The organism is Aquabacterium humicola (assembly GCF_030167915.1).
GTDB classification, from domain to species: Bacteria; Pseudomonadota; Gammaproteobacteria; order Burkholderiales; family Burkholderiaceae_C; genus Pseudaquabacterium; species Pseudaquabacterium humicola.
In genome coordinates, this window is the sequence record NZ_JARGNB010000002.1 from 359,111 (window position 1) to 384,265 (window position 25,155).

Below are 25,155 nucleotides of genomic sequence, written 5' to 3' on the forward strand. Positions count from 1 at the left end.
CGATCCGTCACCCCACCGTGACGCCGCGGCCTTCGGGCCGCGGCGTTCCTTTTTCGGCGGCTGTCAGGCGGGCTGGCCCGCGCGGTCGGCCGGCCCCTCCGTCGCGGCCTGCGCTTCGCCCAGCAGCAGCAGCGCCTCCGGCAGCGAATGCGCCACCGCGTCGGCCCCGAGCGGCTCGGCGATGCCCGGCTTCAGCAGGTCGCCCGGGGCGTTCCACCAGGCCAGCACGATGCGCGCGTCGGGCGCCAGCATCTGCAGGCGCCGGCACAGCGCCCGCGCCGGCGCCAGCGGCCGCGCGCTGAAGCTCGACAGGCAGACGACCTGCAGCCCGGCGAGGGCCTGCGGCGACAGCCGCTCCGGCGTCAGCATCGACGCCGGCAGCGCCCGCGCGGCGGTGCCCTCGCAGGCGAGCAGGTGGGCCATCATCTCGGCGGCCAGCAGGTCGGTCTGCCAGCGGGCGCCGACGCACCAGATGGTCGGGCCGCCGCGGGCCACCGGCGGCGGCACGGCATCGCGCAGCGCTTCGAGCACCGCGGTCATGCCGGTGGTCACGCGCTGGCGGTGCTCCACGCTGACCAGCGACCGGTCGGTCGCGGCCAGGCGCAGCGCCGGCAACGCGGTCTGCTCGTAGAACTCGGCCAGCGTGCAGCGCTTCAGCGCGCGCAGCGCCAGCTCGATCGCCTCGTCGTGCTCGCCGGCGAGCAGGCGCTGGTAGAGCCGCGTCGGCGGGTCGAACACCGGCTGCGCGCCGAACAGCACGTCCAGGAACTGCAGGTGCGGCAGGTGGCGGCCCATCACCACCAGGCACACCGTCAGGGGCGTCGCCAGCAGCAGGCCGATCGGGCCCCACAGCACGGTCCAGAACACCGCCGAGACCAGCACCGCCACCGGCGCCAGCCCGGTGCTGGCGCCGTAGAGCCAGGGCTCGGCCAGGTTGTTGACGATCAGTTCGAGCGTTATTACCAGGCCCAGCGTCATCAGCAGCATGCTCCAGCCGGGATCGACGGCGAAGGCCATCGTCAGCGGGAACACGGCCGCGATCACCGGGCCGATGTAGGGCACGAAGCGCAGCGCCGCGGCCAGCAGGCCCCACAGCGCCGCGCCCGGCACTCCGATCAGCGCCAGCCCGACCGCCAGCGGGATGCCATAACCGACGTTGACCAGCAGCTGCATCGCCAGGTAGCGGCTGACGCGCTCGGCGGCCTCGCCCATCGCGTCGGTCATGCGCGGCAGCTCGCCGCCGACCAGGCGCAGCACGCGGTCGCGCAGGTCGTGCCGCCCGAGCAGGATGAAGATCGTCAGCACCAGCACGATGCCGGCATTGGCCGCCGGCTCCAGCACCGGCCCGATCAGCGTGCCGATCGTGCGCACCGGCGACGGCGGCGCCGGCTCCACCTGCACCCGCATCGGCTTCTCGCGGCCGCGCGCGGCCGGTTGTTCCAGCGCGCGTCGCGTCGCGTCGAGCTCGTTCTCGACCACGGCGATCACCCGCGACACGTCGAGCAGGTCGCGCCCGGTGACCTTCTGGCGCAGCGTGCGCAGCTTGGACTGGATGGTCGTCTGGTAGGTCGGCAGGTCCTTGCCGATCTGCAGCAGCTGCGAGCCGACGAAGACCGAGGCGGCGCCGAGCACGCCCACCGTGCACAACATCACCGCCGTGACCGCCAGCACGCGCGGCCAGCGCCAGCGGCGCAGCCGCGTGACCAGCGGGTCGAGCAGGAAGCCCAGCAGCACCGCCAGTGCCAGCGGCACCAGGATCGTCGCGCCGAAGTAGAGGCCGGCGATCACCAGCGCCAGCGCCAGCAGCGTCAGGGCGGTCGTGACGACGCGCGGCAGCGGGGTGGCCGTCGGCACCGGGGTCAGCGGAGGGGGCAGGGCGGACATCGTGCGGTGGAGGACGTTCGCCGTCGATTGCACGTCCGAGCGCCGTCGCCCGCCATCGGCATCCGGCGCGCGGCGCTGTAGGACGCGGCCGGAGCCGCTGACGGGCGAGGTCCGTCCGGGCTCGCCGCCCGCGCGTTCAGGCCCCGGCGATCAGCTGTTCGCGCAGGCGGCGGATCTGGTCATGGTTGCGCGTGACCCCTTCGAGGTGGCGGCGCACCGCCCCGTGCACGTCCGGCGGCAACGGCTCGGCGATGGCGTCGGCGTAGCGGCGCAGCGCGAGGTCCTCGCCGCGCTCGGCCTCCTCCAGGATCGCCTCGTCCTCAACGGCGGCCATGCGCGCGCGCGCGGCCACCCAGCCGCGGTGCACCGCACCGCTGATCGTGCCCTGCGTCTCCGGCTCGCCGCCATGCTGCCGCACCAGCATCTGCAGCTCGGTGGCGGCCTGCTGGCATTCGGTGGCCCGTCGCTGCAGCAGCAGCCGCAATGCCGGCGAATGCGATTGTTCGGCGCACGTCCGAAAACCCAGCTCGCCGTCCTTGCTCGTCTCGATCAACGTGTTCAGCACGTCGACCAGCTCTTCCTTGTCCATGGCAAGTCCTTCAGGCCGCCGGGTGTCCTGTCAGCTGCGTTCGTGCGGCCGCTCGATGCTGCGATGCGGCAAGCGGCATGCCCGCCCGGCGGCGCAGCAGCGCGAGCAGCTGGGCCTCGGCCCGCCGCAGGCGCGGCGGCGCACGGCCCGGCGCGCGGACCCAGGGTTCGGCGAGCAGCGCTGCCCGCCGCTCGGGCGCGCCGCCGAGCACCGCGGCGGCGAGCTCCAGCACCCGCGGGTGGATGTAGGCCTTGCGGCACACCGCGGGGGTGTTGCCCAGCCGCCGCGCCACCGCGGCGACGATGTCCACCGCGCTCCGGGGCACGCCCGGCGTTCCCGGTTCGGCCGCGCAGGCCTCCAGCAGCAGCTGCAGCGCCAGCACGCTGGCATGCCAGGTGCGGAAGTCCTTGGCGGTCACGCGCTCGCCGGCGGCTTCGGCGAGCCAGGCGTTGACCTCGGCCGAGCCGGCGCGGTGCAGCTGGCCGTGCTCGTCGACGTACTGGAACAGCTCCTGCCCGGGCAGCTCGCGGCAGCGGCGCACGACGCGCGCGACGCGGGCGTCGTCGAGCTGCAGCTCGTGCAGCACGCCGCCCTTGCCGCGGAAGCGAAGGATCAGCGCGCTGCCGTCGATGCCGGCGTGGTTGCAGCGCAGCGTCGTCAGACCGTACGAGCGGTTGTGGCGCGCGTATGCCTCGTTGCCGATGCGCATCCAGGTGGTGTCGAGCAGGCGCACCAGCGTGGCCATCACGACGTCACGCGTCGGCGTGGCCAGCCGCGGCGGGTCTCCTGGTCGGTGGGGTCCTCCTCCGGGCGACAACGGCGCCGGCGCGCGCAGGTCCTGCTGCACGCGCCGCCGGATGCGCGACAGCGCCGGCCCGAAGCGGCGCAGCTGGTCGAACTTCGTCGCGCCCCGCTCGGCCTGCCACAGCGGGTGATAGCGGTACTGCTTGCGGCCGCGTGCATCGCGGCCGGTGGCCTGCAGGTGGCCCTCGGGCAGCGGGCAGATCCACACGGCGGCATAGGCCGGCGGCACCGCAAGCCGCCGGATGCGCTGCAGCGTGGCGCTGTCGCGCACCGGCGAACCCTGCGGATCGATGTAGACGAAACCCTGGCCGCGGCGCCGGCGTCGGATGCCCGGCATCTGATCGGTCACCCACACCAGGCCGCCGGGCAGATCGTTCGCCATGGCCTCACTGGTCGGCAAGGTCCGTGCCCGACGAGAACGCCTGCGCGACCCGACGCCATCCGGATCGCCACGGAGTGGTCATTTGTCAGCGGCTGTTGCAGAGTCTGCAATTCCGGCACTCGCCACAGGGACCATGGCCCAGCACGCGCTGATCGTCGATGACGATGTGGACGCCGCGGACATGCTCGCGGCACTGGTGGAGGGCGAACGCTTCACGGTGGCCATCGCCCACTCGCTGGCCGAAGCGCGCAAGCAGGTGCTGCTGCACCCGCCGGACATCGTGCTGCTCGACCTGCAGCTGCCCGACGGCAGCGGCATGGCGCTGTTCGACGACGCGCAGCTCATCGCGCGCTCGGAAATCGTGCTGATCACCGGCCACGCGAGCCTGGAGTCGTCGATCCAGGCGCTGCGGCTCGGCGCGGCCGACTACCTGATCAAGCCGATCACGCTGAAGCACCTGCGCGGCGTGCTGTCGCGGGTGACCTCGCCGCAGAAGCTGCGCGCGGAGGTCGACGACCTCACCGCCGGGCTCGCCGAAAGCGGCCATTTCGGCGGGCTGTGGGGGCGCTCGGCGCCGATGCGCCGCGTCTACCAGCAGATCTCGCGCGTGGCCGGCACCGGGGTGACGGTGTTCATCACGGGCGAGAGCGGCACCGGCAAGGAAGTGGTGGCGCAGACGGTGCACGAGCTCAGCCGCCGCCGCAAGCGGCCGTTCCTGGCCGTCAACTGCGGGGCCATCTCGCCCAACCTGATCGAGAGCGAGATCTTCGGCCACGAGAAGGGCAGCTTCACCGGCGCGGAGCGCCAGCACCAGGGCTTCTTCGAGCGGGCGCACGGGGGCACGCTGTTCCTCGACGAGATCACCGAGATGCCGCTGGAGCTGCAGGTCAAGCTGCTGCGCGTGCTGGAGACGGGCACCTACCTGCGCGTGGGCTCCACGGTGACGCAGGAGGCGGACGTGCGCATCATCGCCGCGAGCAACCGGCCGCCGCAGCAGGCGGTGGCCTCGGGCAAGCTGCGCGAGGACCTGTTCTACCGGCTCAACGTGTTCCCGATCGAGCTGCCGCCGCTGATGCAGCGGGCCGAGGACGTGCCGCTGCTGGCCGAGCATTTCCTGCAGCAGGTGATCGAGCGCGAGGGCGAGGCCAAGCGCTTCACGCCGGCGGCGCTGGCCAAGCTGCAGGCCTACCGCTGGCCGGGCAACGTGCGCGAGCTGCGCAACGTGGTGCAGCGCGCCTACGTGATGGCCGAGGGGGGCGCCATCGACGACGACTGGCTGCCGACGAATCCGCCCGGCGTCGAGCCGCTGCCGGTGCCGGCGGCCCTCGCTGCCGAAGAGCCGCCCCCCCTCGCGCCGGCCGAGCCCGCGCTGCCGGCGGATGCGCTGGTGCTGCCGATCGGCACGACGCTGGCCGAGGCCGAGCGCCGGCTGATCCTGGCCACCCTTCAGCGCCACCACAACCACAAGGAGCGCACCGCGGCCGCGCTGGGGGTCAGCCTGAAGACCCTGTACAACCGGCTCAAGGAGTACGCGGCGGCCGACGTCGACGATCCTTCCGCGCGGGCATAGCGCTTGCCTTCATGGCGGGCAGCCACGCCAGGATCGCCCGTCATGACCACCCGAACCGCCGGCACGCCCGGCGCCGCCGCCGACGCCGACCGCACCGCCGACCGCACCGCCGAACGCACCGCCGACCGCCAGCGCGCGATCCAGCAGCGCCAGGAGCGCGCCGACGGCCAGGAGGCCGCGCTCGACAAGCCGGGCCTGGAGGCCGACATGGCGCGCAAGCCGCGCTTCGATGCGCCCGGCTACGAAGGCAGCCGCAAGCTGCAGGACCGCGTCGCGCTGATCACCGGCGGCGATTCCGGCATCGGCCGCGCGGTGGCCGTGCTCTATGCGCGCGAGGGCGCGGACGTGGCCATCGTCTACCTCGAGGAGCACGTGGATGCCGAGGAGACCAAGCGCTGCGTCGAGGCCGAGGGCCGGCGCTGCCTGCTGCTGCCGGGCGACGTGAAGGACCGGCGCTTCTGCGAGCAGGCGGTGGCGCAGACGGTGAAGGCCTTCGGCCGGCTCGACATCCTCGTCAACAACGCCGCCTTCCAGGAGCACGCCGAGTCGATCGACCAGCTCGACGACGACCGGCTCGACGAGACGATGCGCACCAACGTCTACGGCTACTTCCACATGGCGCAGGCGGCGCTGCCGCACCTGAAGCGCGGCGCGGCCATCATCAACACCGGTTCGGTGGTCGGGCTGCAGGGCAGCAAGCACCTGCTCGACTACGCGGCCACCAAGGGCGCGATCCATGCGCTGACCAAGAGCCTGGCGAGCAACCTGATCGAGCAGGGCATCCGCGTCAACGCGGTGGCGCCGGGCCCGGTGTGGACACCGCTGAACCCGGCGGACAAGCCGGCCGACAAGATCGACCAGTTCGGCAGCAACACCGACTTCAAGCGCGCCGCGCAGCCCGACGAGATCTCGCCGGCCTACGTGTTCCTCGCCGCGCCGAGCTGCGCCGCCTACATCACCGGCATCGTGCTGCCGATCACCGGCAGCGTGGGCGCGATCTGATGGCCCGCCCGGCCCGCTCAGCCACCACCGCCCTGCGGCTGGCGCCGCTGCTTGCCCGATGCGTGCGCGGCGTCGGCGGCATCGCGCGGGAGCACCGTGATCTCGCCATCGCTCTCCAGCTGCGCGAGCTTGACGTCCTCGAGCCGCTCGATGTCGTGCGCGCGCAGCTTCGCGTCGAGCTCGTCGCGGGTGATCAGCTCGCGGCGCAGGTTGTGGCGCAGCAGCTTGCCGTCGCGCACCAGCGGCACCGGCCGCGGCTCGACCAGCCGGCGCAGGAAGGCCGAGTGGTAGCTGGCCCAGTCGAGCGCGTAGTTCCACGCGGCGATCGTCGCGACGAGCACGATGCCCTCGCTGATCGTCTGGTAGCTGCCGGCCATCGCGTTCTGCGCCGCGTCGGCGATCAGCACCAGCAGCAGCACGTCGGCGATGGCGATCGAGCCGACGTCGCGGCGCAGCACGATGCGGAACAGCAGGAACAGGAACCAGTAGATCGCCGTGCCGCGCACGATCAGCTCCAGCGGGTTGATCTCGATGCGAAACAGGTCGATCAGCATGTCCATGGCGCGGCGGCGGCAAGCCGTGTGCCGCCGCCGGCGCCGATGGCGCCGGACGAGGACGACGCCTCGGTCGCCGGCGAAGAGGACCCCGGCGCCGCCGACGACCAGCAGCCGATGGTCCACCCCGTGCCGCCGCCGGCGGCCGCACCCACCGACCCACCACCCGATGCCTGAACGCCGCCCCGGCTTGACACGCCGCGGAGCCCCCGCCAGCCTTGCGCCCGTGCAAGGACTGCTCGCCCGCCTCTTCTCCTCCCGCGATCCCGCGCGCAGCTGGCATGGGCCCTCGGTCTCGCTGCGCAGCTACCTCGTCGGGCTGATGCTGCTGGCGACGGTGCCGATCGCCACGCTGATGTCGATGCTGATCCTCGACGACGTGCGCGCCGCCGAGCGCCGCCTGCAGCAGGACCTGGAACGCCATGCCGGCGCCCTGGCGCTGGCCATCGAACGCGAGCTCGAATCGTCGATCGAGGCGCTGCAGGCATTGGCCCAGGCCGAGGCGCTGCGCCACGCCGAAGCGCAGCCGCTGCCGGCCGATGGCGCCGGCTGGGCGCGGGTGCGTTCGTCGTGGAGCCGGCTGGTCGTGCGCACGCCCGACGGCCACACGATCTACGACAGTGCCGGCCCGAACGGCAGCCTGCCGGCCGACCCGACGGGCTTCGCCGAGGTGCGTACGCTGCGCACGCCGCGGGTCTCGTCGCTGCTCACCGAGCCGCGTTCCGGCCGGCCGTCGACACAGGTGCTGGTGCCGGTGCTGGTCGACGGCGAGGTGCGCCAGGTGCTGATCGCGTGGATCGACGTGCGGCAGTGGCAACAGCTGCTGCAGCGCGCCGGCGCGCCGCCGGACGGCTACAGCGCGCTCTACGACGGCCGCCAGCAGCTGATCGCCGGCAGCGGAAAGGCCGAGGCGGCCCGCGCGCCGCTGGTCGGCTGGGCGGAGCAGGCGTCGGGCGTGCAGCGCAACGAGCAGCCCGACGGCCCGGCGCTGGCGGCCTGGCAGCGCCTGCCGCTGGCCGACTGGGGCATCGCGGTGGGCCAGGGCACCGCGGCGGCCGAAGCCGCCCAGCGCAACGCGATCCTCGCGTCGCTGGCCACGGCCGCCGGCTGCCTGCTGCTGGGCGTCGCGCTGGCGTTGGGCGTCGCGCGGCACATCACGCGGCCGCTGGAGCGCCTGGCGCACCGCGGCGCGCTGCCGCCGGACGAGGCGCAGGACGCGATCGACGGCACGCCGCAGCGCATGCCGGTGCGCGAGATCGCGCTGCTGACCGAGGCGATGCAGCGCGCTGAAGCAGCGCAGCGCCAGTCGCGCGAACGGCTGCAGCGGCAGGCCGACGAGTTCCAGACGCTTTTCGCCAGCAGCCCGATCGGCCTGGCGCTGGCGCAGGACCCGCGCTGCGACGCGGTGCTGCATAACGCCGAAATGACGCGGCTGATCGGTCCGCCGCACGACAGCAGCATCGGCGCCGTGCGCGTGCTGCACCAGGGCACGCGGCTGTCGCGCGCCGACGGGCCGCTGCAGCGCGCGGCGGCCGGCGGCGAGCCGGTGGCGCCGATGGAGCTGGAACTGCTGGCCGAGGACGGCGCGCCGTCGCGCCACGTGCTGGCGCAGGCGGTGCCGCTGTTCGATGCCGCCGGCCAGCCGCGCGGTGCCATCGCCGCCTTCACCGACATCACCGAGCGCAAGGCCAGCGAGGCGCTGATCGCCGATGCCGACCGCCGCCTGCGCGAGAGCCTGCGGCTGATGGAACTGGCGCAGGAGGCCGGCAACGTGGGCTTCTTCGTCTACCGCTTCGACTCCGGGCAGGCCTCCTGGACGCCGGGGCATGCGCGCCTGTTCGCGCTCGACGGCGCCACCGGCGGCGCGCCCGATACGACGCTGGACGACTGGCTCGCGCGTGTGCACCCGGACGACCGCGTCGCGCTCGAGCACACGCTGCGCCGCATGCTCGACGAGGCGCAGGCGCAGCAGACGATCGAGTTCCGCGTCGCCTTCGACGCCGGGCCGCCGCGCTGGCTGTCGGCGCGCCTGCAGGCCACCTACGACGCCGAGGGCCGGCCGCTGCAGATCGTCGGCGTCTCGGTCGACATCAGCGAACAGAAGGCCGCCGAGCAGGCGGCCGCCGCGATCAACGAACGCGAGCAGCGCGCCCGCCAGGCGGCCGAGGCCGCCAGCCGCGCGAAGGACGAGTTCCTCGCGATGTTCGGCCACGAGCTGCGCAACCCGCTGTCCGGCATCGCGTCGGCGATCGAGGTGCTGAACCAGGCGCCGGCCGGCTCGCCGCTGGCAGCCAGCGCGCGCGAGGTGATCGCGCGGCAGACGCGCCACCTGACGCACCTGATGGACGACCTGCTCGACGTCGGCCGCGTCGTTTCCGGCAAGGTGCTGCTGACGCGCAAGCCCTTCGAGCTGTCGGCGCTGGTGCAGCGCCTGGTGGACGGGCTGAAGGTCACCGGCGAGGCGGCGGGCCATGCGCTGACGACCACGCTGGAACCGGTGTGGGTCAAGGCCGACTCGACGCGCATCGCGCAGGTCGCGAGCAACCTGCTGACCAACGCGCTGAAGTACACGCCGCCCGGACGCGGCATCGAGGTCCGCGTGAAGGCGCTGCCGGGCGCGGACGGCGGCCCGGGGCAGGCGCTGCTGCAGGTGCGCGACGAGGGCGACGGCATCGCGCCGGAACTGCTGCCGCACATCTTCGACCTCTTCGTGCAGGGCGAGCGCACGCTCGACCGCCGTGCCGGCGGCCTGGGGATCGGGCTGACGCTGGTGCGCCGCCTCGTCGAGCAGCACGGTGGCCGCGTGACGGCCGAATCGTCGCCGCAGGGCAGCACCTTCAGCGTCTGGCTCGACGCCGTGCCGGCGCATGCCGAGCAGCCCGCGGCCGGTGGGGCGCTGCCAGCGCCGCAGCGCCGCCGCGTGCTGATCATCGAGGACAACGCCGACGCCGCGAGCTCGCTGCGGGCGCTGCTGGAGCTGGACGGCCACCAAGTCGAGGTGGCCGCCGACGGGCCTGGCGGCCTGCAGGCGCTGCTCGCCCAGCGGCCCGATGCCGCGGTGGTCGACATCGGCCTGCCGGGCCTCAACGGCTTCGACTTGGCGCGCGAAAGCCGCGGCGCGGGTTATGCGGGACTGCTGGTCGCGCTGACCGGCTACGGTGCCGGCAGCGACATCAAGCGCGCGCTGAAGGCGGGCTTCGACGCGCACCTGGTGAAGCCGCTGGATGCCGAGCGGCTTCGGCGCCTGCTGGTGGAGGGGCCGGGGTTCGGTTGATGGGTCGATTGACAGTTCCCGGCATCAACGGAAGATCGCGAGGCGGCACATCCTCTGCGGAGACTACCCATGCCCGACCATTCCTCCCTGCTCCAACCGCGTCGAGTGGGTGTTTGCGGCAGTTCGATGGGATTGAGTGCGCCAGCCGTTGCATTCTGCGTGTCCCTGGGACGGTCGTTGGCGGTCCAGCCCAACGTTGTCATCGCCAGCGGTGCTACCAAGCGCCGCAGCGTGTTGCCCATGTTGAGCGGCAGCGCGCATACCGCAGAGTGGCACATCGTCAATGCAGCGCAGGCCGTCATTCCGAGTGAAGAGCACGAAGCTCGCATACTGACGTTCCACAGCCCCGGTGCCGAAAGGGATGCTTCGTTCCCGTGGGGGCGTTCGTGCGAATCCCGCGGTCGCACGGGCCAAGCGCGCCGGTTCTCGTTCGTTCGTGCCCTCGACGCGTTGATCGCCATCGCCGGACGACGTGGTACCAGCGAGGAACTGTCGCTGGCCAGCGAACTTGGCATACCGATCCTGCCCGTGCCTTCATTCGGCGACGCGTCGGCTGAGCACTGGAACGCCTATCGCAAGGACCTACTGCCTCAACTCCGCCTGACCGATACGAGAGCGCGCGAATGGGAAAGACTGTGCACCAAGGCTGAAGATGCGCGCGAGCTCGCGGGCGAGATGGTCGAGACCTTCATGGCGAGCTTGCCGAAGCAGTGCTTCGTGATCATGCCCTTCGACGAGGACTTCGACAGTCTCTACAAAGGCGTGATCGAGGTCGCCGTGAAGGCGTGTGGCGACGTGCCGGTGCGAACCGATCTCCTGGCCAGGGCTGGCGACGTGTTAGACCAGATCCGCAGTGGTTTGCGGCACTGCGATTACGCTGTAGCGGTGGTGGATCTGATGAAGCCGAACGTGCTGTATGAACTCGGCATCGCGCATGCCTGGGAGAAGCCGGTCATCCTGCTGAATCGTCACAAGTCGATGGATACGTCGGACGTGCCCTTTGACATCGCAGGCCAACAGCGACTCCAGTACCGTTCTACCGGTGCCCATGAAGCGAAGAGGTTGGCCAAAGTCATACGTGACTTGAAAGCAGTCGTTGCGGGAGCACCCGCAGTCCGGACAACCTCGTTGGCGCCCCATCGAAACCCGATGCGGTGCAACTGATCAGGCGATGTAGATGATCTGCAGCATCGGCGGCGTGAAGGGCGGCTCCTTCACCGGCGACGGCGGTTGGACCTCCGACGGATCGTCGACCGGCGCATGCAGCGGATCGACGATCGGCGGCGGTGCCGGCGGCGGCGGCGGGAGCTCGGGATTCGGCGTGGACGGGACGGGCATCGTGAAGTCCAGCGTCAGCGCCCGACGGCCTTTTCGAGCTCGGCCTTGCTCATCTTCGAGCGGCCCTTGATGCCCTTGTCCTTCGCTTCGTTGTAGAGCTGGTCGCGCGTGCGGCCGGCGGGGCCGCTGTGCGAGTGCAGGCCGCCGCGGCGCGACGACGAGATGTCGTCGATCGACGAGCGGCTGACTTCCTTGGCCTCGCCGTGGCGGGCGCGTTCCTTGTTGACGGTGCGGGCGGCGATTTCCTCGGCCAGCTTCTCGCTGCGACCTTCCTTCTTCAGGCCCGACTTGATGTGTTCGTACTGGCGCTCGCGCTTGGCGCTCCACGAGTTCTGCGGCATGACTTGCGTCCTCGGATGCGGGGCCGGATCGGCCGGTGGGAACCCGGCGCCGGCAAGCGGTATGCCCGGCGCGACCCCCTCCCTACGGGGATGTCGGACAGCGCTGACACGCGAAAGGCGACGGCTCCGGCGCGGGCGGCGCGGGCAGCGCCCTAAGGTTCACGTCCAGAGACCACAGCACATGCAAGGAGGGCTCCGAATGAGTCACCGCACCAACCCGCACAAGCGCCCGGGCGCGTCGTCCAACCAGGCCTCGAAGCGCGCCGCCGGCGAACGCGCGAAGCCCGATGCGAAGTCGGACGTGAAGCCGGGCTCGAAGCCGGACACGAAGCCGGACGCGAAGTCGGGCTCCAAGCCGGATGCGAAGCCGGACCGCAACCAGGGCGAGGGCAACATCACCGCCGCCCGGAACTACAACGAGGACCAGCGCGAGTTCGTGGCCGAGGGCCGCGTCGAGGACGCCGCGCGCCAGGCCGCGCCGCGCAATACCGACGAAGAACGCTCGATGGCCGATGCCGAACGCGAGGGCCGCTCGCACGCCCGCGAGGAAGACCCCAGCATTCCGCGCGATTACCGTCGCTGACGGCTGCCGCGCTGCCCTGGCACGGCTTGCGGCAAGAACTGCCGTCCCGGGCCGGGCATCGCACCACCGGCGCGACGGTCTCCCTGCGGGACGGTCGCGCTTTCGCTGAGATTCGACCTCCGGCGAGGAGCAATCGACGGGCCGATGTGTCCGCAGGTTGCGTCGAACGCCGCGAGCGATTGCAAAGGTTACGCGCTGAATCGCTTCCCGTGCGCGGCACGGGCATTGCATTCGGCGCTTCATCAAGTCGACCGGCGGTCCCTCGGGCGCTGCCGGACCGCAGATCGGAGAACCCATGGCCGCCCTGGACTTTCGCGTCGAACACCGGCAGCAGCAGACGCTGTCGCCGCGCCTGCAGCATGCGGTGCGGCTGTTGCAGATGTCGTCGCTCGATTTCGCGCAGGTCGTGCATGAAGTGCTCGGCCGCAACCCCTTCCTCGAAGACGAAGCCCTCGGCTCCGACGAGCTCGCTCCGGCCGGTACGCCGGCCGACGGGGTCGCCGACGGGGTGGCCGCGAACGACGAGCCGATGCCGGTGAGCGCCGCCGACGCCGCGCTCGAGATGCCCGTGGGCGCCGCCGGCGAAGATGAGCGCGAATCCTGGCAGGGCGACGGCACCAGCCGCCTGCGCCGCGCCGACGACGGCGAGATGAGTGCGATGGAGATGCTGGCGTCCGAACCGTCGCTTCAGGAGGCGCTGCATGGGCAGGTCGACCTGCTGCCGCTCACTTCGCGCGACAGGACCCTGGTCAAGACGCTGATCGAGTCGCTCGACGACGACGGCTACCTGCGCACGCCGCTGGACGAGCTGGCCCGGCTCGTCGAGCTCGATCCGCCGGCCACCGTCGCCGAGATGCAGATCGCGCTGCGCCACGTGCAGGCGCTGGAGCCGGCGGGTGTCGCCGCGCGCGATGTCGGCGAGTGCCTGAGGCTGCAACTGCCGCTGATCGAGTGCGAGGACACGCGGCAGCTCGCCGAGGCCATCGTCACCGAGCATCTGAACCAGCTCGCTTCGCGCGATGTCAACGGCCTGGCACGTGCGCTGAACCGGCCGGTGGCCGAGGTGGAGGCGGTGTGCGAGCGCATCCGCCGCCTCGACCCGCGGCCCGGCTGGCGCTGCGGCGCGTCGCAGGTGCAGTACGTGGTGCCCGACGTCATCGTCAAGAAGGTGCGCGGCGAATGGACCGTGCAGCTGAACCCGGCCATCGTGCCGAAGGTGCGCCTGAACGAGGCTTATGCCGAGCTGTTCCAGCGCCACCGCTGCTCGGACCACGGCGAGCTCGCCGCGCATCTGCAGGAAGCGCGCTGGACGCTGCGCAACGTCGAGCAGCGCTTCGCCACCATCGTGCTCGTCGCGCAGGCCATCGTGCGCCGGCAGCAGCACTTCCTCGAGTTCGGCGCGATGGCGATGAAGCCGCTGGGCCTGCGCGAGATCGCCGACGAGGTGGGCCTGCACGAATCCACCGTCTCGCGCGTCACCAACAACAAGTTCATGACCACGCCGATGGGCGTGTTCGAGCTGAAGTACTTCTTCTCGCGGGCGCTGGTCTGTCCGAGCGGCCACGCCTGCTCGGGCACCGCGATCCGCGGCTTGATCAAGGACATGATCGCCGACGAGTCGCCGCTCGACCCGCTGTCCGATGCCGAGATCGCGCGCCAGCTCGCCCGCCAGGGCCTGAAGGTCGCGCGCCGAACCGTCACCAAATACCGCCAGCTCCTGCGCATCGATGCCGTGGAGCGGCGCCGCAAGCATGCTTGAAGTCAACACCATCGTCCGCCACCCGCATCACGTCGAGCCGGGTCACGACCCGCACCCGCAGCCGCCGACCGACCCGGGCCACCGGCCCGATCCGCCCAAGCGCCACCCCGACAAGGGACCGGGCGAGCGCCATCCGCAAGGCCCGCTGCGGCGCGCGGTGCGGGAGAGCGCGCACCCGCGTTGAAGGCCGGGGCGAGCCCGGCACGGGCCGGCGGGCCGCGCAGCGTCGGCTGCACGACCCGCCGGCCCGCTTCATCTGGCAATGCTTTGCCGCCCGAGCGGCACGGGGCTTGCCGCCCGCTGTGGCCTTCGACCTGCGGCGAATCATGGCCAAGCTCTACGATCATCGGGTGCTCGTGACCGGCGGTGCCGGCTTCATCGGCTCGCACCTGTGCACGCAGCTGCTTCACCGCGGCTACGAGGTGCTGTGCCTCGACAACTTCCACACCGGGTCGCGGCGCAATATCGCCCATCTGCAGCGGCACCCGCGCTTCGAGCTGCTGCGCCACGACGTGACGCAACCGCTGCAGGTCGAGTGCGACATGGTCTTCAACCTGGCCTGTCCGGCCTCGCCGGTGCACTACCAGGCCGACCCGGTGCGCACCACCCGCGCCAGCGTGCTGGGCGCGCTGCACCTGCTGGAGCTCGCGCACAGGCTGCAGGCCCGCATCGTGCAGGCCTCGACCAGCGAGGTCTACGGCGATCCGGCGCAGCATCCGCAGCCGGAGGGCTACTGGGGCCACGTCAACCCGATCGGCCCGCGCGCCTGCTACGACGAGGGCCAGCGCTGCGCCGAGTCGCTGTTCGCCGACTACCGGCGCCAGCACGGCGTCGATGCCCGCATCGCGCGTATCTTCAACACCTACGGTCCGCGCATGCACCCGGACGACGGCCGCGTGGTCTCGACCTTCATCGTGCAGGCCCTCGAGAACCGGCCGCTGACCGTGTTCGGCGACGGCCTGCAGACGCGCTCGCTGTGCTACGTCGACGACACCGTCGAGGCCTTGCTGCGGCTGATGTTCCTCGAGCGCGACCCGCCCGGGCCGGTGAACATCGGCAGCCCGAACGAGCTGCGGGTGATCGACCTGGCCGAGCTGGTCATCGAGCTGACCGGTTCCCGTTCCACGATCGAGCGTCGAGAAGCCGCGGTGGACGACCCGCACCAGCGCTGTCCGGACATCACGCGGGCCGGCGCCGAGCTGGGATGGCGGCCGCAGATCGCCTTGCGCGAAGGGCTCATGCGCACGATCGGCTACTTCCAGCGGCTGGCACGTTCGCCGCAGGAAGGCTGACGCACGAAGGACGCGTCAGCCGGCGCGCCGCGTCACGGCACCGGCGACCCGCCGCAGCAGCCACTTCGGCGTCACCCGCCCGCCGATGGTCGCCACCAGGTTCGCCGCGCCCGGCACCTTGATCACCTGCCCGCGCTGGCAAGCCCGCCAGCCGTCGCGGGCGACCTGTTCCACGTCGCCGACGACGAACGACGGCAGTCGCGCCAGCGCCGGGTTGGACGCCACTGCACCGCTGAGCATGCCGGTCGCCGTGATGCCCGGGCACAGGGCCGTGACGGTGACGCCCGATCCCGACAGCTCCTCGGCCAGCGACTCGGTGAGCGACAGCACGAAGGCCTTGGTCGCCGCGTAGGTGGCGAGCGTCGGCACCGGCTGGAACGCGGCGATCGACGCGACGTTCAGCACGCGGCCGTGGCCGCGCCTGACCATGCCCGGCAGCAACTCGGCCAGCAGCCCGGTCAGCGCGCCGATGTTGAGGTCGATCAGCGCCTGGTGTCGCGCCGGCGCGGTGTCGACGAAGGCCGCGTTCTCCAGGATGCCGGCGTTGTTGACCAGCACGTCGACCGTGATGCGACGGCGCTTGAGCTCGGCGGCCAGCGCGGCGGCGGCGCCGGGCCGGCCGAGGTCGGCCGGCAGCACCCGCACCGGCACGCCGTGCCGGGCCTTCAGCGCCGCGGCCAGCGCCTCGAGCTTGTCGGCGCTGCGCGCCACCAGCACCAGCGCGCAGCCGTCGGCCGCCGCGCAATGGGCCAGCGCTTCGCCGATGCCGGCGGAGGCGCCGGTCACCAGCACCGTGTCGCGGCGCGTTGCCGAAGGGTCTGCTGCAGCCATGGCCGGTTCTCCTCGTCCTCGACATCGAGGCGGCCAGCGTAGCGCAGTCCGGGGGTGCTGCTCAGCGCTTGCTGCGCGGATCGACGAGGCGCGGGATCAAGGCGAGCACCGCGAGCGCGATCAGCGTCGCGACGATCGCGGTGAGGTCGCGGCCGAGGCCGCAGGCGATGCCGATGGCGCCGGTCATCCACACGCCGGCCGCGGTGGTCAGGCCATGCACGGGCTCCTGTTCCGCATCGGCATCATCGGCTCGCGCGGGCGGGGGTGCGGGCAGGGACGGTCGCTCGTGCTTGATGATCGCGCCGGCACCGATGAAGCCGATGCCGGTGACGATGCCCTGGATCACCCGGCTCATGTCGGCCACGGGCATGCCGGCCTGCACGGGCACCAGCACCAGCAGCGCCGAACCGACGGCCACCAGCATGTGCGTGCGCACGCCGGCCGCCTTGCCCTGGCGCTCGCGCTCGTAGCCGAGCGCGCCGCCCAGCAGCGCGGCCAGCAGCAGCCGCACCAGCAGCTGCGTCGCCAGCGCGGCATCGGGCAGGTCGGAGAACTCGGCCGCGAGCGTCGCGCCGATGGTGTCGAGCAGGTCCACCGGCGCTTCGCAGGCAAGCACCGGGCCCGGCGCGGCGCCGCGGCATGGCGCTTGCCGCGGTGGCCTGCCTGCCGCCGCCGCCGACGGCGTCCATCACCCCCGCGCGATGGCCGGTGCGCGACCGAGACGGTCGACGAGGAAGTCGACGAACACCCGCAGCCGCAGCGGCATGTGGCGCGCGCCCGGCAGGATGATCGAGAACGGCCGGCTGCGGCCGCCGAAGCGGGTCAGCAGCTCGATCAGGCGGCCCTGCTTCAGGTCGTCGTCGACCATGTAGCGGTAGGTCTGCACGATGCCGGCGCCGGCACGCGCGAGCGTGGCCGGGCCGAGGATGTCATCGGTGCAGGTGATCCCGCCGCGGGTCGCCAGCTCGAGCTCGGCGCCGTCGCGGTGGAAGACCCAGGGCACCGGCTGCCCGGAACTCGGCAGCAGGAACTGCAGGCACTCGTGCTGCAGCAGGTCTTCGGGCGCCTTGGGCCGGCCGTGCCGGCGCAGGTAGCCGGGGCTCGCGGCGACCACCAGCTCGGCGTCGACCAGCTTGCGGGCGACCAGGCCCGAGTCCGGCTGCGGCCGCGCGCGGATCGCGAGGTCCAGGCCTTCGGCGGTGAAGTCGACGTTGCGGTTGCTCAGCTGCACCTCGATCTCGACCTTCGGGTGGCGCTGGCGGAAGGCCGGCAGCAGCGGCAGCACGCAGTGGTGGCCGAAGCTCGTCGGCAGGCTGATGCGCAGGCGGCCGGCGGGTTCGACCTGGTTGCCGCTCAGCTCGCGCTCGGCCTCCTGCAGCTGCGCCAGCGCCTGGCGGCAGTGCGCGAAGTAGGCCGCGCCGCCGTCGGTCAGCCGCACCTGGCGCGTGCTGCGCACGAAGAGCCGGGCCTGCAGCCGCTCTTCCAGACGGGCCATCGCGCGGCTCACCGCGGCCGGTGTCAGCCCCGCGCGCTGGGCCGCGACGGTGAAGCTCTGCGCCTCGGCCGCGAGGCAGAAGAGCTCGATGCTGCCGAGCATCACGTCGCTGAACTGGCGGGTCATGGTTGATGTCGTGTAATGACTGTCGATCGATCGTGGGAGTTTATCGATGCGTCCGTCACAAATAAGCTGCCGACCATCGATCAACAGCGCAGGAACCCCGCGATGAGCACCGACATCACCATCGTCTTCCACAGCGGCCACGGCCACACCCGCAAGGTGGCCGAGGCCATCGCCGCCGGCAGCGGCGGCGCGCTGCTGGCGGTCGCCGACGACGGCAGCCTGCCCGACGGCGGCTGGCAGCGGCTGGCGGCGTCCCGGGCCATCGTCTTTGGCTCGCCGACCTACATGGGCAACGTCAGCTGGCAGTTCAAGAAGTTCATCGACGCGACGTCGGCGGTATGGATGAAGCAGGGCTGGAAGGACAAGCTCGCCGCCGGCTTCACCAACAGCGCCGGCCTCAACGGCGACAAGCTGTCGACGCTCTACACCCTGTTCACGCTGTCGCAGCAGCAGGGCATGCTCTGGGTCGGCACCGGGATGTTGCCGAGCAATGCGAAGGCCGCGCAGCGCGACGACCTGAACTACCTGGCCGCGTTCTCGGGCCTGATGACCGCGACGCCCGCCGATGCCTCGGTGGACGAGATGGTGGCCGGCGACCTGGCGACGGCGCGCCGCTTCGGCGAGCGCATCGCCGAGGTGGTGCGCGGCCTGGCGCCCCAGCCGGCCGAGGCCCTGGCGTGAGCGACGCCGCCGACTTCGCAGCGGTATCGGCGCTGCTGCAGGACTACTTCGACGGCCTGCACCACAGCGACAGCGAACGCCTGCGACGCGTCTTCCACCCGCAGGCGCATTACTTCTGCGCCACCGACGGCACGCTGCTGCACCTGGACATGGCCGCTTACTTTCCGGTGGTCCAGGCCCGCCCGTCGCCCGCCAGCCGCGGCGAGGCGCGCCGCGACCGCATCCGGGCCATCAAGTTCGCCGGCCCGGTCACCGCCTTCGTCGAGGCCGAGTGCACGATCGCGCCGAAGGCCTTCACGGATTTCCTGACGCTGGTGAAGCTGGACGGCCGCTGGCAGATCGTCGCCAAGGTCTTTCACTACACGCTGGTCGACGCGGCCTGAGACCGCCGCGCCAGGATGCGCTGCAGCGCGTCGGTGTCGATCGGCTTGACGAGGTGGTGGTCGAAGCCGGCCTGCAGCGCGGTCTCCTTGTCGGCGCGCTGGCCCCAGCCGGTGGCCGCGACCAGCAGCATGCCGGCGGTCGCGGCATCGGCGCGCAGCCGGCGCGCGAGCTCGTAGCCGTTGAGGCCCGGCATGCCGATGTCGAGGATCGCGACGTCGGGCCGCGTGGCCAGCGCGGTGTCGAGCGCGGCTTTGCCGTCGTGCACCACCTTCACCTGGTGTCCGAGGCCCTGCAGCCAGTGCTGCAGGCTGTCGGCGAAGTCGACGTTGTCGTCGGCCAGCAGCAGCCGCAGCGGCCGGCCCGTGCGGACCTCGGGCGGCGACGCGGGCGGCGGCACGGACCGCGCCGCGGCATTGGCGCGCTGCAGCGGCAGGCGCACGCGGAAGGTGGCCCCCGCGCCCAGGCCTGCGCTCTCGACCGTGATGTCGCCGCCATGCAGCTGCGCCAACTGCCGCGCCAGCGTCAGCCCGATGCCCAGGCCCGCATTGCCGCGCTCGAGCCGCTTGTCGGCCTGCTCGAACAGATCGAAGATGCGCTGCTGCATCGCCGGCTCGATGCCGATGCCGTTGTCGCGCACCGTCACCGCCACCTCGTCGCCGCGTTCGTGCAGCGCGACCTCGATCGCGCCGCCGGCCGGGGTGTAGCGGCAGGCGTTGTTCAGCAGGTTCGAGAACACCTGCAGCAGCCGGGCGGCGTCGCCCTGCATCGTGCAGGGATGCGGCGGCAGCGTGGCCGTCAGCGTGAGCCGCTGCTGCCGCGCGACCGGCTCGGCCAGCTCGATCGCATGGCGCAGCACGGCGACGAGGTCGATGCGCTCGGCATGCAGCGAGAGCTTGCCGGTGGTCACGCGCGAGACGTCGAGCAGGTCGTCGATCAGGCGCACCATCTGGCGCAGCTGGCGTTCGAGGATCGAATGGGCGAGCTCGCGCGTGGCGGGGTCGGCGGCCGGGCTGCGCAGCAGCGTCGCGGCATTGGCGATCGGCGCCAGCGGGTTGCGCAGCTCGTGCGCCAGCGTCGCGAGGAACTCGTCCTTGCGGCGGTCGGCCAGCCGCAGCCCGGCCTCGGCGGCCTGGCGCTCGCCCATCTCGCGCTCGAGCTCGCCGGTGCGCGCGGCCACTTCGTCGAGCATCGCGTTGAAGGCCTGCACCAGCTGCGCGACATCGCGCACCGGCGCATCGGGGGCACGCAGCGTCCAGTCGCGGCGCTCGATCACCTGCTGCGCGACTTCGGCCACGCGCTTGAGCGGCTCGGTGACGCCGCGCTGCAGCCGGCGGAAGACCCCCTGGGCGACCAGCAGGCTGACGGCCATCACGCCGGCCAGCAGCGCGCCCAGGTTCAGCGCCTTGGTCCAGACATCGTGGGTCGCGCGCAGGTAGACGCTGCCCACCCGCTCGCGCTCGTGCTCGATCGGATGGACCACCTCGATCGTCGGACCGAGCAGGCGGCGCAGCTCGGTCATCCGCGGCGCCTGCCCGGGCGGCAGCGGCGGCGGCTCGCCGGGCGCCACGGTCCAGGTCGCGAAGGGGCGGCCGTCGGCGGTGAAGACGGCGGCGGCGCGGATGCGCGGCTGCTGCTTCAGCCGCTCGAGGTTCTGCTGCGCCACGCGCGCATCGTCGAACTCCAGCGCGGTGGCCGTGGCGTTGGCCACGAGGTCGGCCTGGGTCTGCAGGTCCTCGATGAAGGCGCGGCGGTAGGTCGTCATCTCGTACAGCAGCAGCACCGCCGCGCTGAGCAGCAGCGCGACGGTCGTCGTCAGCATCGAGACGCGCGAGAACTGGGCGCGCAGCGTGGGGGATTTCATCGGTGCGTCATCGTGGCACGGCGGGTGCCCGCCCCGTGGGGGCCGCCGGCGCCGGCTTGTAACCGCTGCCGTCACCTGGGCATGGCGCTTGCCGCCTGCGTGCATCGCCCGTTCACTTCAGCCGTCAGATGAAGCTTCGCCGCAGTCGTTCCGTCGTGGCCCTGGCCCTGGCCGTCGGCCTGGGGGTGCCGCTCGCCGCACTCGCGGCGCCGCTGCCGCCGCACGACAGCGAGGCGCAACGCGTGCTCGCCAAGGCGTCGCCCGCGGTGCGCGCGCTGGATGCGCGCGTGCGCGAGCGCAGCGACAACGGCGGCCGCCCCTTCGCCATCCTCGACAAGGCGCAGGCGCGGCTGTACGTCTATGACCCGAACGGCCGGCTGCAGGGTGCCGCGCCGGTGCTGCTGGGCCTGGCGCGCGGCGACGACTCGGTGCCCGGCATCGGCGAGCGCCCGATCGCGAAGGTGCGGCCGTTCGAACGCACGACGCCGGCGGGACGCTTCGACGCCAAGCCGGGCCGCAATGCCAACGGCGAGGATGTGGTCTGGGTCGACTACGACGCGGCGGTGTCGATGCACCGCATGCGCGCGATCGACCCGACCGAACACCGACCGCAGCGCCTGGCCACGCCATCGCCGGCCGACAACCGGATCTCGTTCGGCTGCATCAACCTGCCGCCGGCCTTTTTCGACCACGTGCTGAGGCCGCTGTTCACCCGCGGTGGGCAGCCGGGCGGCGTGGTCTATGTGCTGCCGGAGACGCGGCCGCTGCAGGCGCAGTTCGCCGCGCTCTTCGAGACGCCGCGGGCCGGGAGTGGCGCTGCCGCGATCGATGCACGCAGCGCGGCGCGGCTGCAGCTCGCCCGGCGATCCTGACGCCCAAATGCTGCGGGGCGCCCCGTGACCGAGGGGCGCCCCGCAACAACGCGTCATCGCGGACGTCAGTTCCGGTCGGCGCGCGGCTCCATCGTCGACGACGAACTCGAACCGGTGCTCATGTCCGAGCTGGTGCTGGGCGAGCCGGTCGTGCTGGTCGTGGACGACGAGCCCGGCGCGGTCGTGGTCGACGAACCGGTCGCCGACGAGTCCGTGCTCGTGGTCGAGCCGGTGCTGCCCATCGTGCTGCCCGAGGTCGAGCCGCTCGGCGTCGTCGTCGACGCATTGCCCGGCGCCGTCGTCGTGCTCGACGAACTGCCGGGCGCGGTGGCGGTGGTGCCCTGGCCGGTCGTCGAGGTGGACGACGACGAGGTCGAGGACTGCGAGTAGACGGCGGCGGCGCCGGTCAGGCAGGCGGCGGCGGCAGCGACGCTGATCCAGGTGAAACGCTTGCTCATGTGTGAACTCCGGTGAGTGAGGTAACGGACAATCCCGCACGTGGCAAGGGCCGCGTGCCGGTCCCGTAGAGCCGGCAATGGACATGCCCGAAGGGCGTTAGGCGCGGGCAAGCGCGTGGCGCGGCGGGCCGCCGCGCACGCCTCAGGGCCGTTGGGTGTCCTCGCCGTCGAGCGCGGCGTATTCCTTCAACCGGTTGTAGAGCGTCTTCAGGCTGATGCCCAGCGCCGCGGCCGTGCGCTCCTTGTGCTGGCGGAAGTGCTGCAGCGTCGCGGTGATCAGCAGCCGCTCGGTCTCGGCCAGCGAGGTGCCGATCGGCACGATGACCGCCGATGCATCGGCCGTCACCCGCGCGACCGCCGGCGACGGCGTGGCGTCGTCGGCGAAGGCCGCGGCGGCGGCCCCCGGCGCTGCCGGGTCCGGCTCGGCCGCCGGCAGCGCGGCATCGTCGGGCGCCGCGGGCACGACCCGCACCGGCTCGACGCCGGGCGGATTCGTCGGCAGCCAGTCGTCGTCGATGGCGCCGCCCTCGGCCATCACGTAGGCGCGCTGCACCACGTTGCGCAGCTCGCGCACGTTGCCCGGCCAGCGGTAGGCCTGCAGCTTGGTCAGCGCCGCCGGCGTGAAGCGCTTGGCCTCGCCCTCGCGCTCGATCACCTGCTGCAGGAAATGCTCGGCCAGCAGCGGCACGTCCTCGGACCGCTGCATCAGCGGCGGCAGCTCGATCGGGAACACGTTGAGCCGGTAGAACAGGTCCTCGCGCAGCTTGCCCGAGGCCACCGCCTGCTGCGGCGGCCGGTTGCTCGCGGCGATGATGCGCACGTCCGCCTCCTGCGTCACCGTGGAGCCCACGCGCAGGTAGGTGCCGGTTTCCAGCACGCGCAGCAGCTTGACCTGCAGCTCCAGCGGCATCTCGGTGATCTCGTCGAGGAACAGCGTGCCGCCGTGCGCACGCTCGAAGAAGCCCTGGTGCTGGCGCTCCGCGCCGGTGAAGCTGCCCTTCTCGTGGCCGAAGATCTCGCTCTCGATGAGATTCGGCGAGATCGCGCCGCAGTTGACCGCCAGGAACGGGCGCTTGCGGCGGCGGCTGAGCTCGTGCACGGTCTGCGCGACCACTTCCTTGCCGGTGCCGCTTTCCCCGGTGATGAACACCGTCACCCCGGTACCGGCCACGCGCGAGATCTGCTGGTAGACGCGGCGCATCGGCGCCGAACGCCCCCACAGCGCGCCGAAATGGCCGCGCTGGCCGACCTCGGCGTTCAGGCCCTCGACCTCGGCCAGCAGCGCCGACGGCGGCGTCACCCGCGACAGCACGCCTTCGAGCTGCTTCAGGTGCACGGGCTTGACCAGGTAGTCGGCCGCGCCCATGCGCAGCGCCTGGATCGACGTCTCGAGGCTGGCGTGGCCGGTGACCAGCACGATCTCCGAGCGTGCGGTGAGCTGCGTATCCGACAGCAGCTCCATGCCGCTGCCGTCGGGCAGCTTCAGGTCGAGCAGCACGATGTCCGGCGGATGCATCAGGATCTGGCGCCGCGCCTCGTTCAGGCTGCGCGCCGTCGCGACGCTGAAGTTGCGGCCGGCGACCAGCGCGGCCAGCATCGCGGCGGCGTCGGCATCGTCGTCGACGATCAGCGCGTGGCGGGTCGCGGCGGCCGGCGGTGCCGCCTTGGCAGGCGATCGGGAGGAGGTAGTGGAGGTCAAGGCGATCGGGCGGTTTCGAAGGGCGATGAAGCGCAGAAGCGCAGAAGCGCAAAAGGCGAAGAGGCGAAGAGGCGAAGAGGCGATCGGAAGCGAGGCGATCGGAAGGTGCCGAGCCTACGCGCTTGCCACGCCGTCGGCGGCGATGCCCCTGTCGCTGCAACAATTGTTGCGTCGGCTATCGGGGCAGGGCCGGCCTGGGCGGCACGCGTCTTGCCAGACGTCAAGCTCAGCCACTGCCCGAGCCTCGCCATGCCGTCCATCCGTCGCCGCCCGCTGCCTGGTGTGCGGGCCACCGAGCTCGCGATCGCCGTCCCCCAGGTGGTCGCCCATCGGCTGACGCGCCTGGCCACCGCGGGTCCGTGGCCCGGCGCCCGGGACCGGCGCGAATTTCATCGCATGGGCAGCGAGAAGGTCGCGGCCTTCCACGAGTCCTGGACCGCAATGTGGCTGCAGGCCTGGCGCGCGCCGATGCAGTTCGGGATGTCGCTGATGGGCTGGTGGTGGTGGCCCGCGCGGATCGCCGAGCACGGCCTGAAGCCGGTGCATCGGCGTGCGGTGGCCAATGCCAAGCGTCTCGCGCGGGAGCGCCTGCGCGGCTGATTCCCTAGTGTTCGAAAGACGCGTCCGTGCTGGACGCGTCGTTGTCGTCGCCGGCCAGGTCGTCGTCGCCTTCGATCGATGGCAGCGCGCTGTCCTCGACCAGGCGCGCGTTGACGGCGGCGATGACCTGGGCGCGGGCAAAGGCCAGCACGCGCTCGGCCGCTTGCAGTACTCGGGGATCCACGGATGTCCTCCTTCGAATCGGGAATGTGCTTTAGGCAGCGATGAGGCAAGGCGCATGCCCGCGGCCGGGTACGCCGCTTGCCCATGCCGCCGCCAAGTGCCCGCCGCCAAGTGCCCGCAGCGTCGGGCGATTCGCCAACCACCCGTCCCGGAAGGACCCCGATGAGCACTCCGCAGCACGGCCCGTCGTCGGCCAATCCCTACCGTCCCCAGGTGCAGTTCGAGCCTCCGGCGCGGCTGGCGTACTGGCTTCGGGTGCTCGACAGCGACGAGCAGGAGCTGCGCCGGGTGGTCGACGAGGTCGGCTGCCATGCGCAGCGGGTGTGCGCGCGGCTGTGGGAACTGCGCCAGGGCCCGCCGCGCGCCAACTGATCCCGGCGCGTTCGCCGCGTCGTCAAACCGGTCGCGACGCCGCCGAGCTCGGCAGCGCCGGCGGCCGGATGCCCAGCGGCGCGTTCTCCGGGGCTGGCGACGGGGCCGGCGGCAGGCCGGCGGGGCGCTCGCAGGCGGCGAGCCACAACAGCGCCAGCGTGATGCAACGCCGGCGAGCGACGAACGCGGTGCCCATGGCGGCTCCTGGTGGGGCGGTCGGC

At 72.1% G+C, this 25,155-nt stretch carries 28 protein-coding genes; 15 read left to right on the plus strand and 13 right to left on the minus strand.

Going from position 1 to position 25,155, the window contains the following annotated elements:
• Positions 1-63: 63 nt before the first annotated feature.
• From P1K89_RS11910 to P1K89_RS11920, 3 genes are all read right to left on the minus strand, one after another.
• A complete protein-coding gene (locus P1K89_RS11910; protein ID WP_284616665.1) occupies positions 64-1,884 on the minus strand; it encodes an AI-2E family transporter in 1,821 nt (606 codons plus the stop codon).
• A 136-nt stretch (positions 1,885-2,020) separates the two neighbouring features.
• Positions 2,021-2,473 (minus strand): PA2169 family four-helix-bundle protein, encoded by a 453-nt coding sequence (locus P1K89_RS11915; RefSeq protein WP_284616666.1) that lies wholly within the window; start codon positions 2,471-2,473, stop codon positions 2,021-2,023.
• A 10-nt stretch (positions 2,474-2,483) separates the two neighbouring features.
• The gene (locus P1K89_RS11920) at positions 2,484-3,659 is read right to left on the minus strand and encodes a DNA topoisomerase IB (RefSeq protein ID WP_284616667.1); all 1,176 of its coding nucleotides are present in this window, start codon (positions 3,657-3,659) and stop codon (positions 2,484-2,486) included.
• 133 nt (positions 3,660-3,792) lie between these two features.
• Between P1K89_RS11920 and P1K89_RS11925 the strand changes: the two genes are divergently transcribed.
• On the plus strand, positions 3,793-5,229 hold the full coding sequence (locus tag P1K89_RS11925) for a sigma-54-dependent transcriptional regulator (protein ID WP_284616668.1): 1,437 nt from the start codon (positions 3,793-3,795) through the stop codon (positions 5,227-5,229).
• A 42-nt stretch (positions 5,230-5,271) separates the two neighbouring features.
• The gene (locus P1K89_RS11930) at positions 5,272-6,231 is read left to right on the plus strand and encodes an SDR family oxidoreductase (protein WP_284616669.1); all 960 of its coding nucleotides are present in this window, start codon (positions 5,272-5,274) and stop codon (positions 6,229-6,231) included.
• 17 nt (positions 6,232-6,248) lie between these two features.
• On the opposite strand, the gene P1K89_RS11935 is transcribed toward P1K89_RS11930, so the two are convergent.
• On the minus strand, positions 6,249-6,791 hold the full coding sequence (locus P1K89_RS11935; RefSeq protein ID WP_350081078.1) for a DUF421 domain-containing protein: 543 nt from the start codon (positions 6,789-6,791) through the stop codon (positions 6,249-6,251).
• Between the two features lie 39 nt (positions 6,792-6,830).
• Here P1K89_RS11935 and P1K89_RS11940 point away from each other — a divergent pair, with 39 nt between their 5' ends.
• The 3 genes from P1K89_RS11940 (at position 6,831) to P1K89_RS11950 (ending at position 11,223) form a co-directional block, all read left to right on the plus strand.
• Positions 6,831-6,962 (plus strand): hypothetical protein, encoded by a 132-nt coding sequence (locus P1K89_RS11940; protein WP_284616670.1) that lies wholly within the window; start codon positions 6,831-6,833, stop codon positions 6,960-6,962.
• Positions 6,963-7,011: 49 nt separating this feature from the next.
• Entirely contained in the window at positions 7,012-10,059 is a 3,048-nt protein-coding gene (locus tag P1K89_RS11945) for a hybrid sensor histidine kinase/response regulator (protein WP_284616671.1), read from the plus strand.
• 69 nt (positions 10,060-10,128) lie between these two features.
• Positions 10,129-11,223, plus strand: coding sequence for a hypothetical protein (locus P1K89_RS11950; RefSeq protein WP_284616672.1), 1,095 nt, complete (start codon positions 10,129-10,131; stop codon positions 11,221-11,223).
• Here P1K89_RS11950 and P1K89_RS11955 read toward each other — a convergent pair whose 3' ends face one another.
• Together P1K89_RS11955 and P1K89_RS11960 are read right to left on the minus strand one after the other, a co-directional pair.
• The gene (locus P1K89_RS11955; protein WP_284616673.1) at positions 11,224-11,397 is read right to left on the minus strand and encodes a hypothetical protein; all 174 of its coding nucleotides are present in this window, start codon (positions 11,395-11,397) and stop codon (positions 11,224-11,226) included. It lies immediately after the preceding gene.
• A 14-nt stretch (positions 11,398-11,411) separates the two neighbouring features.
• Entirely contained in the window at positions 11,412-11,738 is a 327-nt protein-coding gene (locus P1K89_RS11960) for a plasmid stabilization protein (RefSeq protein WP_284616674.1), read from the minus strand.
• Between the two features lie 199 nt (positions 11,739-11,937).
• Between P1K89_RS11960 and P1K89_RS11965 the strand changes: the two genes are divergently transcribed.
• The 4 genes from P1K89_RS11965 (at position 11,938) to P1K89_RS11980 (ending at position 15,372) form a co-directional block, all read left to right on the plus strand.
• Positions 11,938-12,321, plus strand: coding sequence for a hypothetical protein (locus tag P1K89_RS11965; RefSeq protein WP_284616675.1), 384 nt, complete (start codon positions 11,938-11,940; stop codon positions 12,319-12,321).
• Positions 12,322-12,616: 295 nt separating this feature from the next.
• Positions 12,617-14,080, plus strand: coding sequence for an RNA polymerase factor sigma-54 (gene rpoN, locus P1K89_RS11970; protein ID WP_284616676.1), 1,464 nt, complete (start codon positions 12,617-12,619; stop codon positions 14,078-14,080).
• Positions 14,073-14,264, plus strand: coding sequence for a hypothetical protein (locus P1K89_RS11975; protein ID WP_284616677.1), 192 nt, complete (start codon positions 14,073-14,075; stop codon positions 14,262-14,264). Before rpoN ends, P1K89_RS11975 begins: the two co-directional genes overlap by 8 nt.
• Positions 14,265-14,406: 142 nt before the next feature.
• A complete protein-coding gene (locus tag P1K89_RS11980; RefSeq protein ID WP_284616678.1) occupies positions 14,407-15,372 on the plus strand; it encodes a UDP-glucuronic acid decarboxylase family protein in 966 nt (321 codons plus the stop codon).
• A gap of 15 nt (positions 15,373-15,387) precedes the next feature.
• Here P1K89_RS11980 and P1K89_RS11985 read toward each other — a convergent pair whose 3' ends face one another.
• The 3 genes from P1K89_RS11985 to P1K89_RS11995 all read right to left on the minus strand — a co-directional run bounded on the left by P1K89_RS11985 (position 15,388) and on the right by P1K89_RS11995 (position 17,824).
• The gene (locus tag P1K89_RS11985; protein WP_284616679.1) at positions 15,388-16,203 is read right to left on the minus strand and encodes an SDR family NAD(P)-dependent oxidoreductase; all 816 of its coding nucleotides are present in this window, start codon (positions 16,201-16,203) and stop codon (positions 15,388-15,390) included.
• A gap of 61 nt (positions 16,204-16,264) precedes the next feature.
• On the minus strand, positions 16,265-16,792 hold the full coding sequence (locus tag P1K89_RS11990) for an MgtC/SapB family protein (RefSeq protein ID WP_284617488.1): 528 nt from the start codon (positions 16,790-16,792) through the stop codon (positions 16,265-16,267).
• Positions 16,793-16,891: 99 nt separating this feature from the next.
• Positions 16,892-17,824, minus strand: a complete 933-nt coding sequence (locus P1K89_RS11995; protein WP_284616680.1) for a LysR family transcriptional regulator — start codon at positions 17,822-17,824, stop codon at positions 16,892-16,894.
• Positions 17,825-17,926: 102 nt separating this feature from the next.
• Here P1K89_RS11995 and P1K89_RS12000 point away from each other — a divergent pair, with 102 nt between their 5' ends.
• Positions 17,927-18,505, plus strand: coding sequence for a flavodoxin family protein (locus tag P1K89_RS12000; protein WP_284616681.1), 579 nt, complete (start codon positions 17,927-17,929; stop codon positions 18,503-18,505).
• Positions 18,502-18,888, plus strand: a complete 387-nt coding sequence (locus tag P1K89_RS12005) for a nuclear transport factor 2 family protein (RefSeq protein ID WP_284616682.1) — start codon at positions 18,502-18,504, stop codon at positions 18,886-18,888. Before P1K89_RS12000 ends, P1K89_RS12005 begins: the two co-directional genes overlap by 4 nt.
• Here P1K89_RS12005 and P1K89_RS12010 read toward each other — a convergent pair.
• Positions 18,864-20,750, minus strand: a complete 1,887-nt coding sequence (locus P1K89_RS12010; RefSeq protein WP_284616683.1) for a sensor histidine kinase, YfiR-like protein-associated — start codon at positions 20,748-20,750, stop codon at positions 18,864-18,866. The two genes, P1K89_RS12005 and P1K89_RS12010, sit on opposite strands and share 25 nt — an antisense overlap.
• Positions 20,751-20,905: 155 nt before the next feature.
• On the opposite strand from P1K89_RS12010, the gene P1K89_RS12015 reads away from it, so the two are divergent.
• Complete coding sequence (locus P1K89_RS12015) at positions 20,906-21,622, plus strand: L,D-transpeptidase (protein WP_284616684.1); 717 nt, start codon at positions 20,906-20,908, stop codon at positions 21,620-21,622.
• Positions 21,623-21,736: 114 nt separating this feature from the next.
• Positions 21,737-22,012, plus strand: coding sequence for a hypothetical protein (locus P1K89_RS12020; RefSeq protein WP_284616685.1), 276 nt, complete (start codon positions 21,737-21,739; stop codon positions 22,010-22,012).
• 210 nt (positions 22,013-22,222) lie between these two features.
• Here P1K89_RS12020 and P1K89_RS12025 read toward each other — a convergent pair whose 3' ends face one another.
• The gene (locus P1K89_RS12025) at positions 22,223-23,710 is read right to left on the minus strand and encodes a sigma-54-dependent transcriptional regulator (protein ID WP_284617489.1); all 1,488 of its coding nucleotides are present in this window, start codon (positions 23,708-23,710) and stop codon (positions 22,223-22,225) included.
• A gap of 318 nt (positions 23,711-24,028) precedes the next feature.
• Here P1K89_RS12025 and P1K89_RS12030 point away from each other — a divergent pair, with 318 nt between their 5' ends.
• Complete coding sequence (locus P1K89_RS12030) at positions 24,029-24,379, plus strand: polyhydroxyalkanoate granule-associated phasin (RefSeq protein ID WP_284616686.1); 351 nt, start codon at positions 24,029-24,031, stop codon at positions 24,377-24,379.
• A 4-nt stretch (positions 24,380-24,383) separates the two neighbouring features.
• Here the strand turns inward: P1K89_RS12030 and P1K89_RS12035 are convergent, their stop codons facing one another.
• Positions 24,384-24,563, minus strand: a complete 180-nt coding sequence (locus tag P1K89_RS12035) for a hypothetical protein (protein ID WP_284616687.1) — start codon at positions 24,561-24,563, stop codon at positions 24,384-24,386.
• 161 nt (positions 24,564-24,724) lie between these two features.
• On the opposite strand from P1K89_RS12035, the gene P1K89_RS12040 reads away from it, so the two are divergent.
• Positions 24,725-24,934, plus strand: coding sequence for a hypothetical protein (locus P1K89_RS12040; RefSeq protein ID WP_284616688.1), 210 nt, complete (start codon positions 24,725-24,727; stop codon positions 24,932-24,934).
• Positions 24,935-24,956: 22 nt separating this feature from the next.
• On the opposite strand, the gene P1K89_RS12045 is transcribed toward P1K89_RS12040, so the two are convergent.
• Positions 24,957-25,130 carry a hypothetical protein gene (locus P1K89_RS12045; protein WP_284616689.1) on the minus strand — a complete coding sequence of 58 codons (174 nt, stop codon included), beginning with the start codon at positions 25,128-25,130 and terminating at the stop codon, positions 24,957-24,959.
• Positions 25,131-25,155: the final 25 nt, after the last annotated feature.

Bases quoted from the DNA above. Each gene is read 5' to 3' on its own strand.
- P1K89_RS12010 (WP_284616683.1), bottom strand. From the start codon at position 20,750: ATGAAATCCCCCACGCTGCGCGCCCAGTTCTCGCGCGTCTCGATGCTG.
- P1K89_RS11985 (WP_284616679.1), bottom strand. From the start codon at position 16,203: ATGGCTGCAGCAGACCCTTCGGCAACGCGCCGCGACACGGTGCTGGTG.
- P1K89_RS11935 (WP_350081078.1), bottom strand. From the start codon at position 6,791: ATGGACATGCTGATCGACCTGTTTCGCATCGAGATCAACCCGCTGGAG.
- P1K89_RS11950 (WP_284616672.1), top strand. From the start codon at position 10,129: ATGCCCGACCATTCCTCCCTGCTCCAACCGCGTCGAGTGGGTGTTTGC.
- P1K89_RS11930 (WP_284616669.1), top strand. From the start codon at position 5,272: ATGACCACCCGAACCGCCGGCACGCCCGGCGCCGCCGCCGACGCCGAC.
- P1K89_RS11975 (WP_284616677.1), top strand. From the start codon at position 14,073: ATGCTTGAAGTCAACACCATCGTCCGCCACCCGCATCACGTCGAGCCG.
- rpoN (WP_284616676.1), top strand. From the start codon at position 12,617: ATGGCCGCCCTGGACTTTCGCGTCGAACACCGGCAGCAGCAGACGCTG.
- P1K89_RS12030 (WP_284616686.1), top strand. From the start codon at position 24,029: ATGCCGTCCATCCGTCGCCGCCCGCTGCCTGGTGTGCGGGCCACCGAG.
- P1K89_RS11960 (WP_284616674.1), bottom strand. From the start codon at position 11,738: ATGCCGCAGAACTCGTGGAGCGCCAAGCGCGAGCGCCAGTACGAACAC.
- P1K89_RS12000 (WP_284616681.1), top strand. From the start codon at position 17,927: ATGAGCACCGACATCACCATCGTCTTCCACAGCGGCCACGGCCACACC.
- P1K89_RS11980 (WP_284616678.1), top strand. From the start codon at position 14,407: ATGGCCAAGCTCTACGATCATCGGGTGCTCGTGACCGGCGGTGCCGGC.
- P1K89_RS11940 (WP_284616670.1), top strand. From the start codon at position 6,831: ATGGCGCCGGACGAGGACGACGCCTCGGTCGCCGGCGAAGAGGACCCC.
- P1K89_RS11925 (WP_284616668.1), top strand. From the start codon at position 3,793: ATGGCCCAGCACGCGCTGATCGTCGATGACGATGTGGACGCCGCGGAC.
- P1K89_RS11995 (WP_284616680.1), bottom strand. From the start codon at position 17,824: ATGACCCGCCAGTTCAGCGACGTGATGCTCGGCAGCATCGAGCTCTTC.
- P1K89_RS11955 (WP_284616673.1), bottom strand. From the start codon at position 11,397: ATGCCCGTCCCGTCCACGCCGAATCCCGAGCTCCCGCCGCCGCCGCCG.
- P1K89_RS12040 (WP_284616688.1), top strand. From the start codon at position 24,725: ATGAGCACTCCGCAGCACGGCCCGTCGTCGGCCAATCCCTACCGTCCC.
- P1K89_RS11910 (WP_284616665.1), bottom strand. From the start codon at position 1,884: ATGTCCGCCCTGCCCCCTCCGCTGACCCCGGTGCCGACGGCCACCCCG.
- P1K89_RS12045 (WP_284616689.1), bottom strand. From the start codon at position 25,130: ATGGGCACCGCGTTCGTCGCTCGCCGGCGTTGCATCACGCTGGCGCTG.
- P1K89_RS11920 (WP_284616667.1), bottom strand. From the start codon at position 3,659: ATGGCGAACGATCTGCCCGGCGGCCTGGTGTGGGTGACCGATCAGATG.
- P1K89_RS11915 (WP_284616666.1), bottom strand. From the start codon at position 2,473: ATGGACAAGGAAGAGCTGGTCGACGTGCTGAACACGTTGATCGAGACG.
- P1K89_RS11965 (WP_284616675.1), top strand. From the start codon at position 11,938: ATGAGTCACCGCACCAACCCGCACAAGCGCCCGGGCGCGTCGTCCAAC.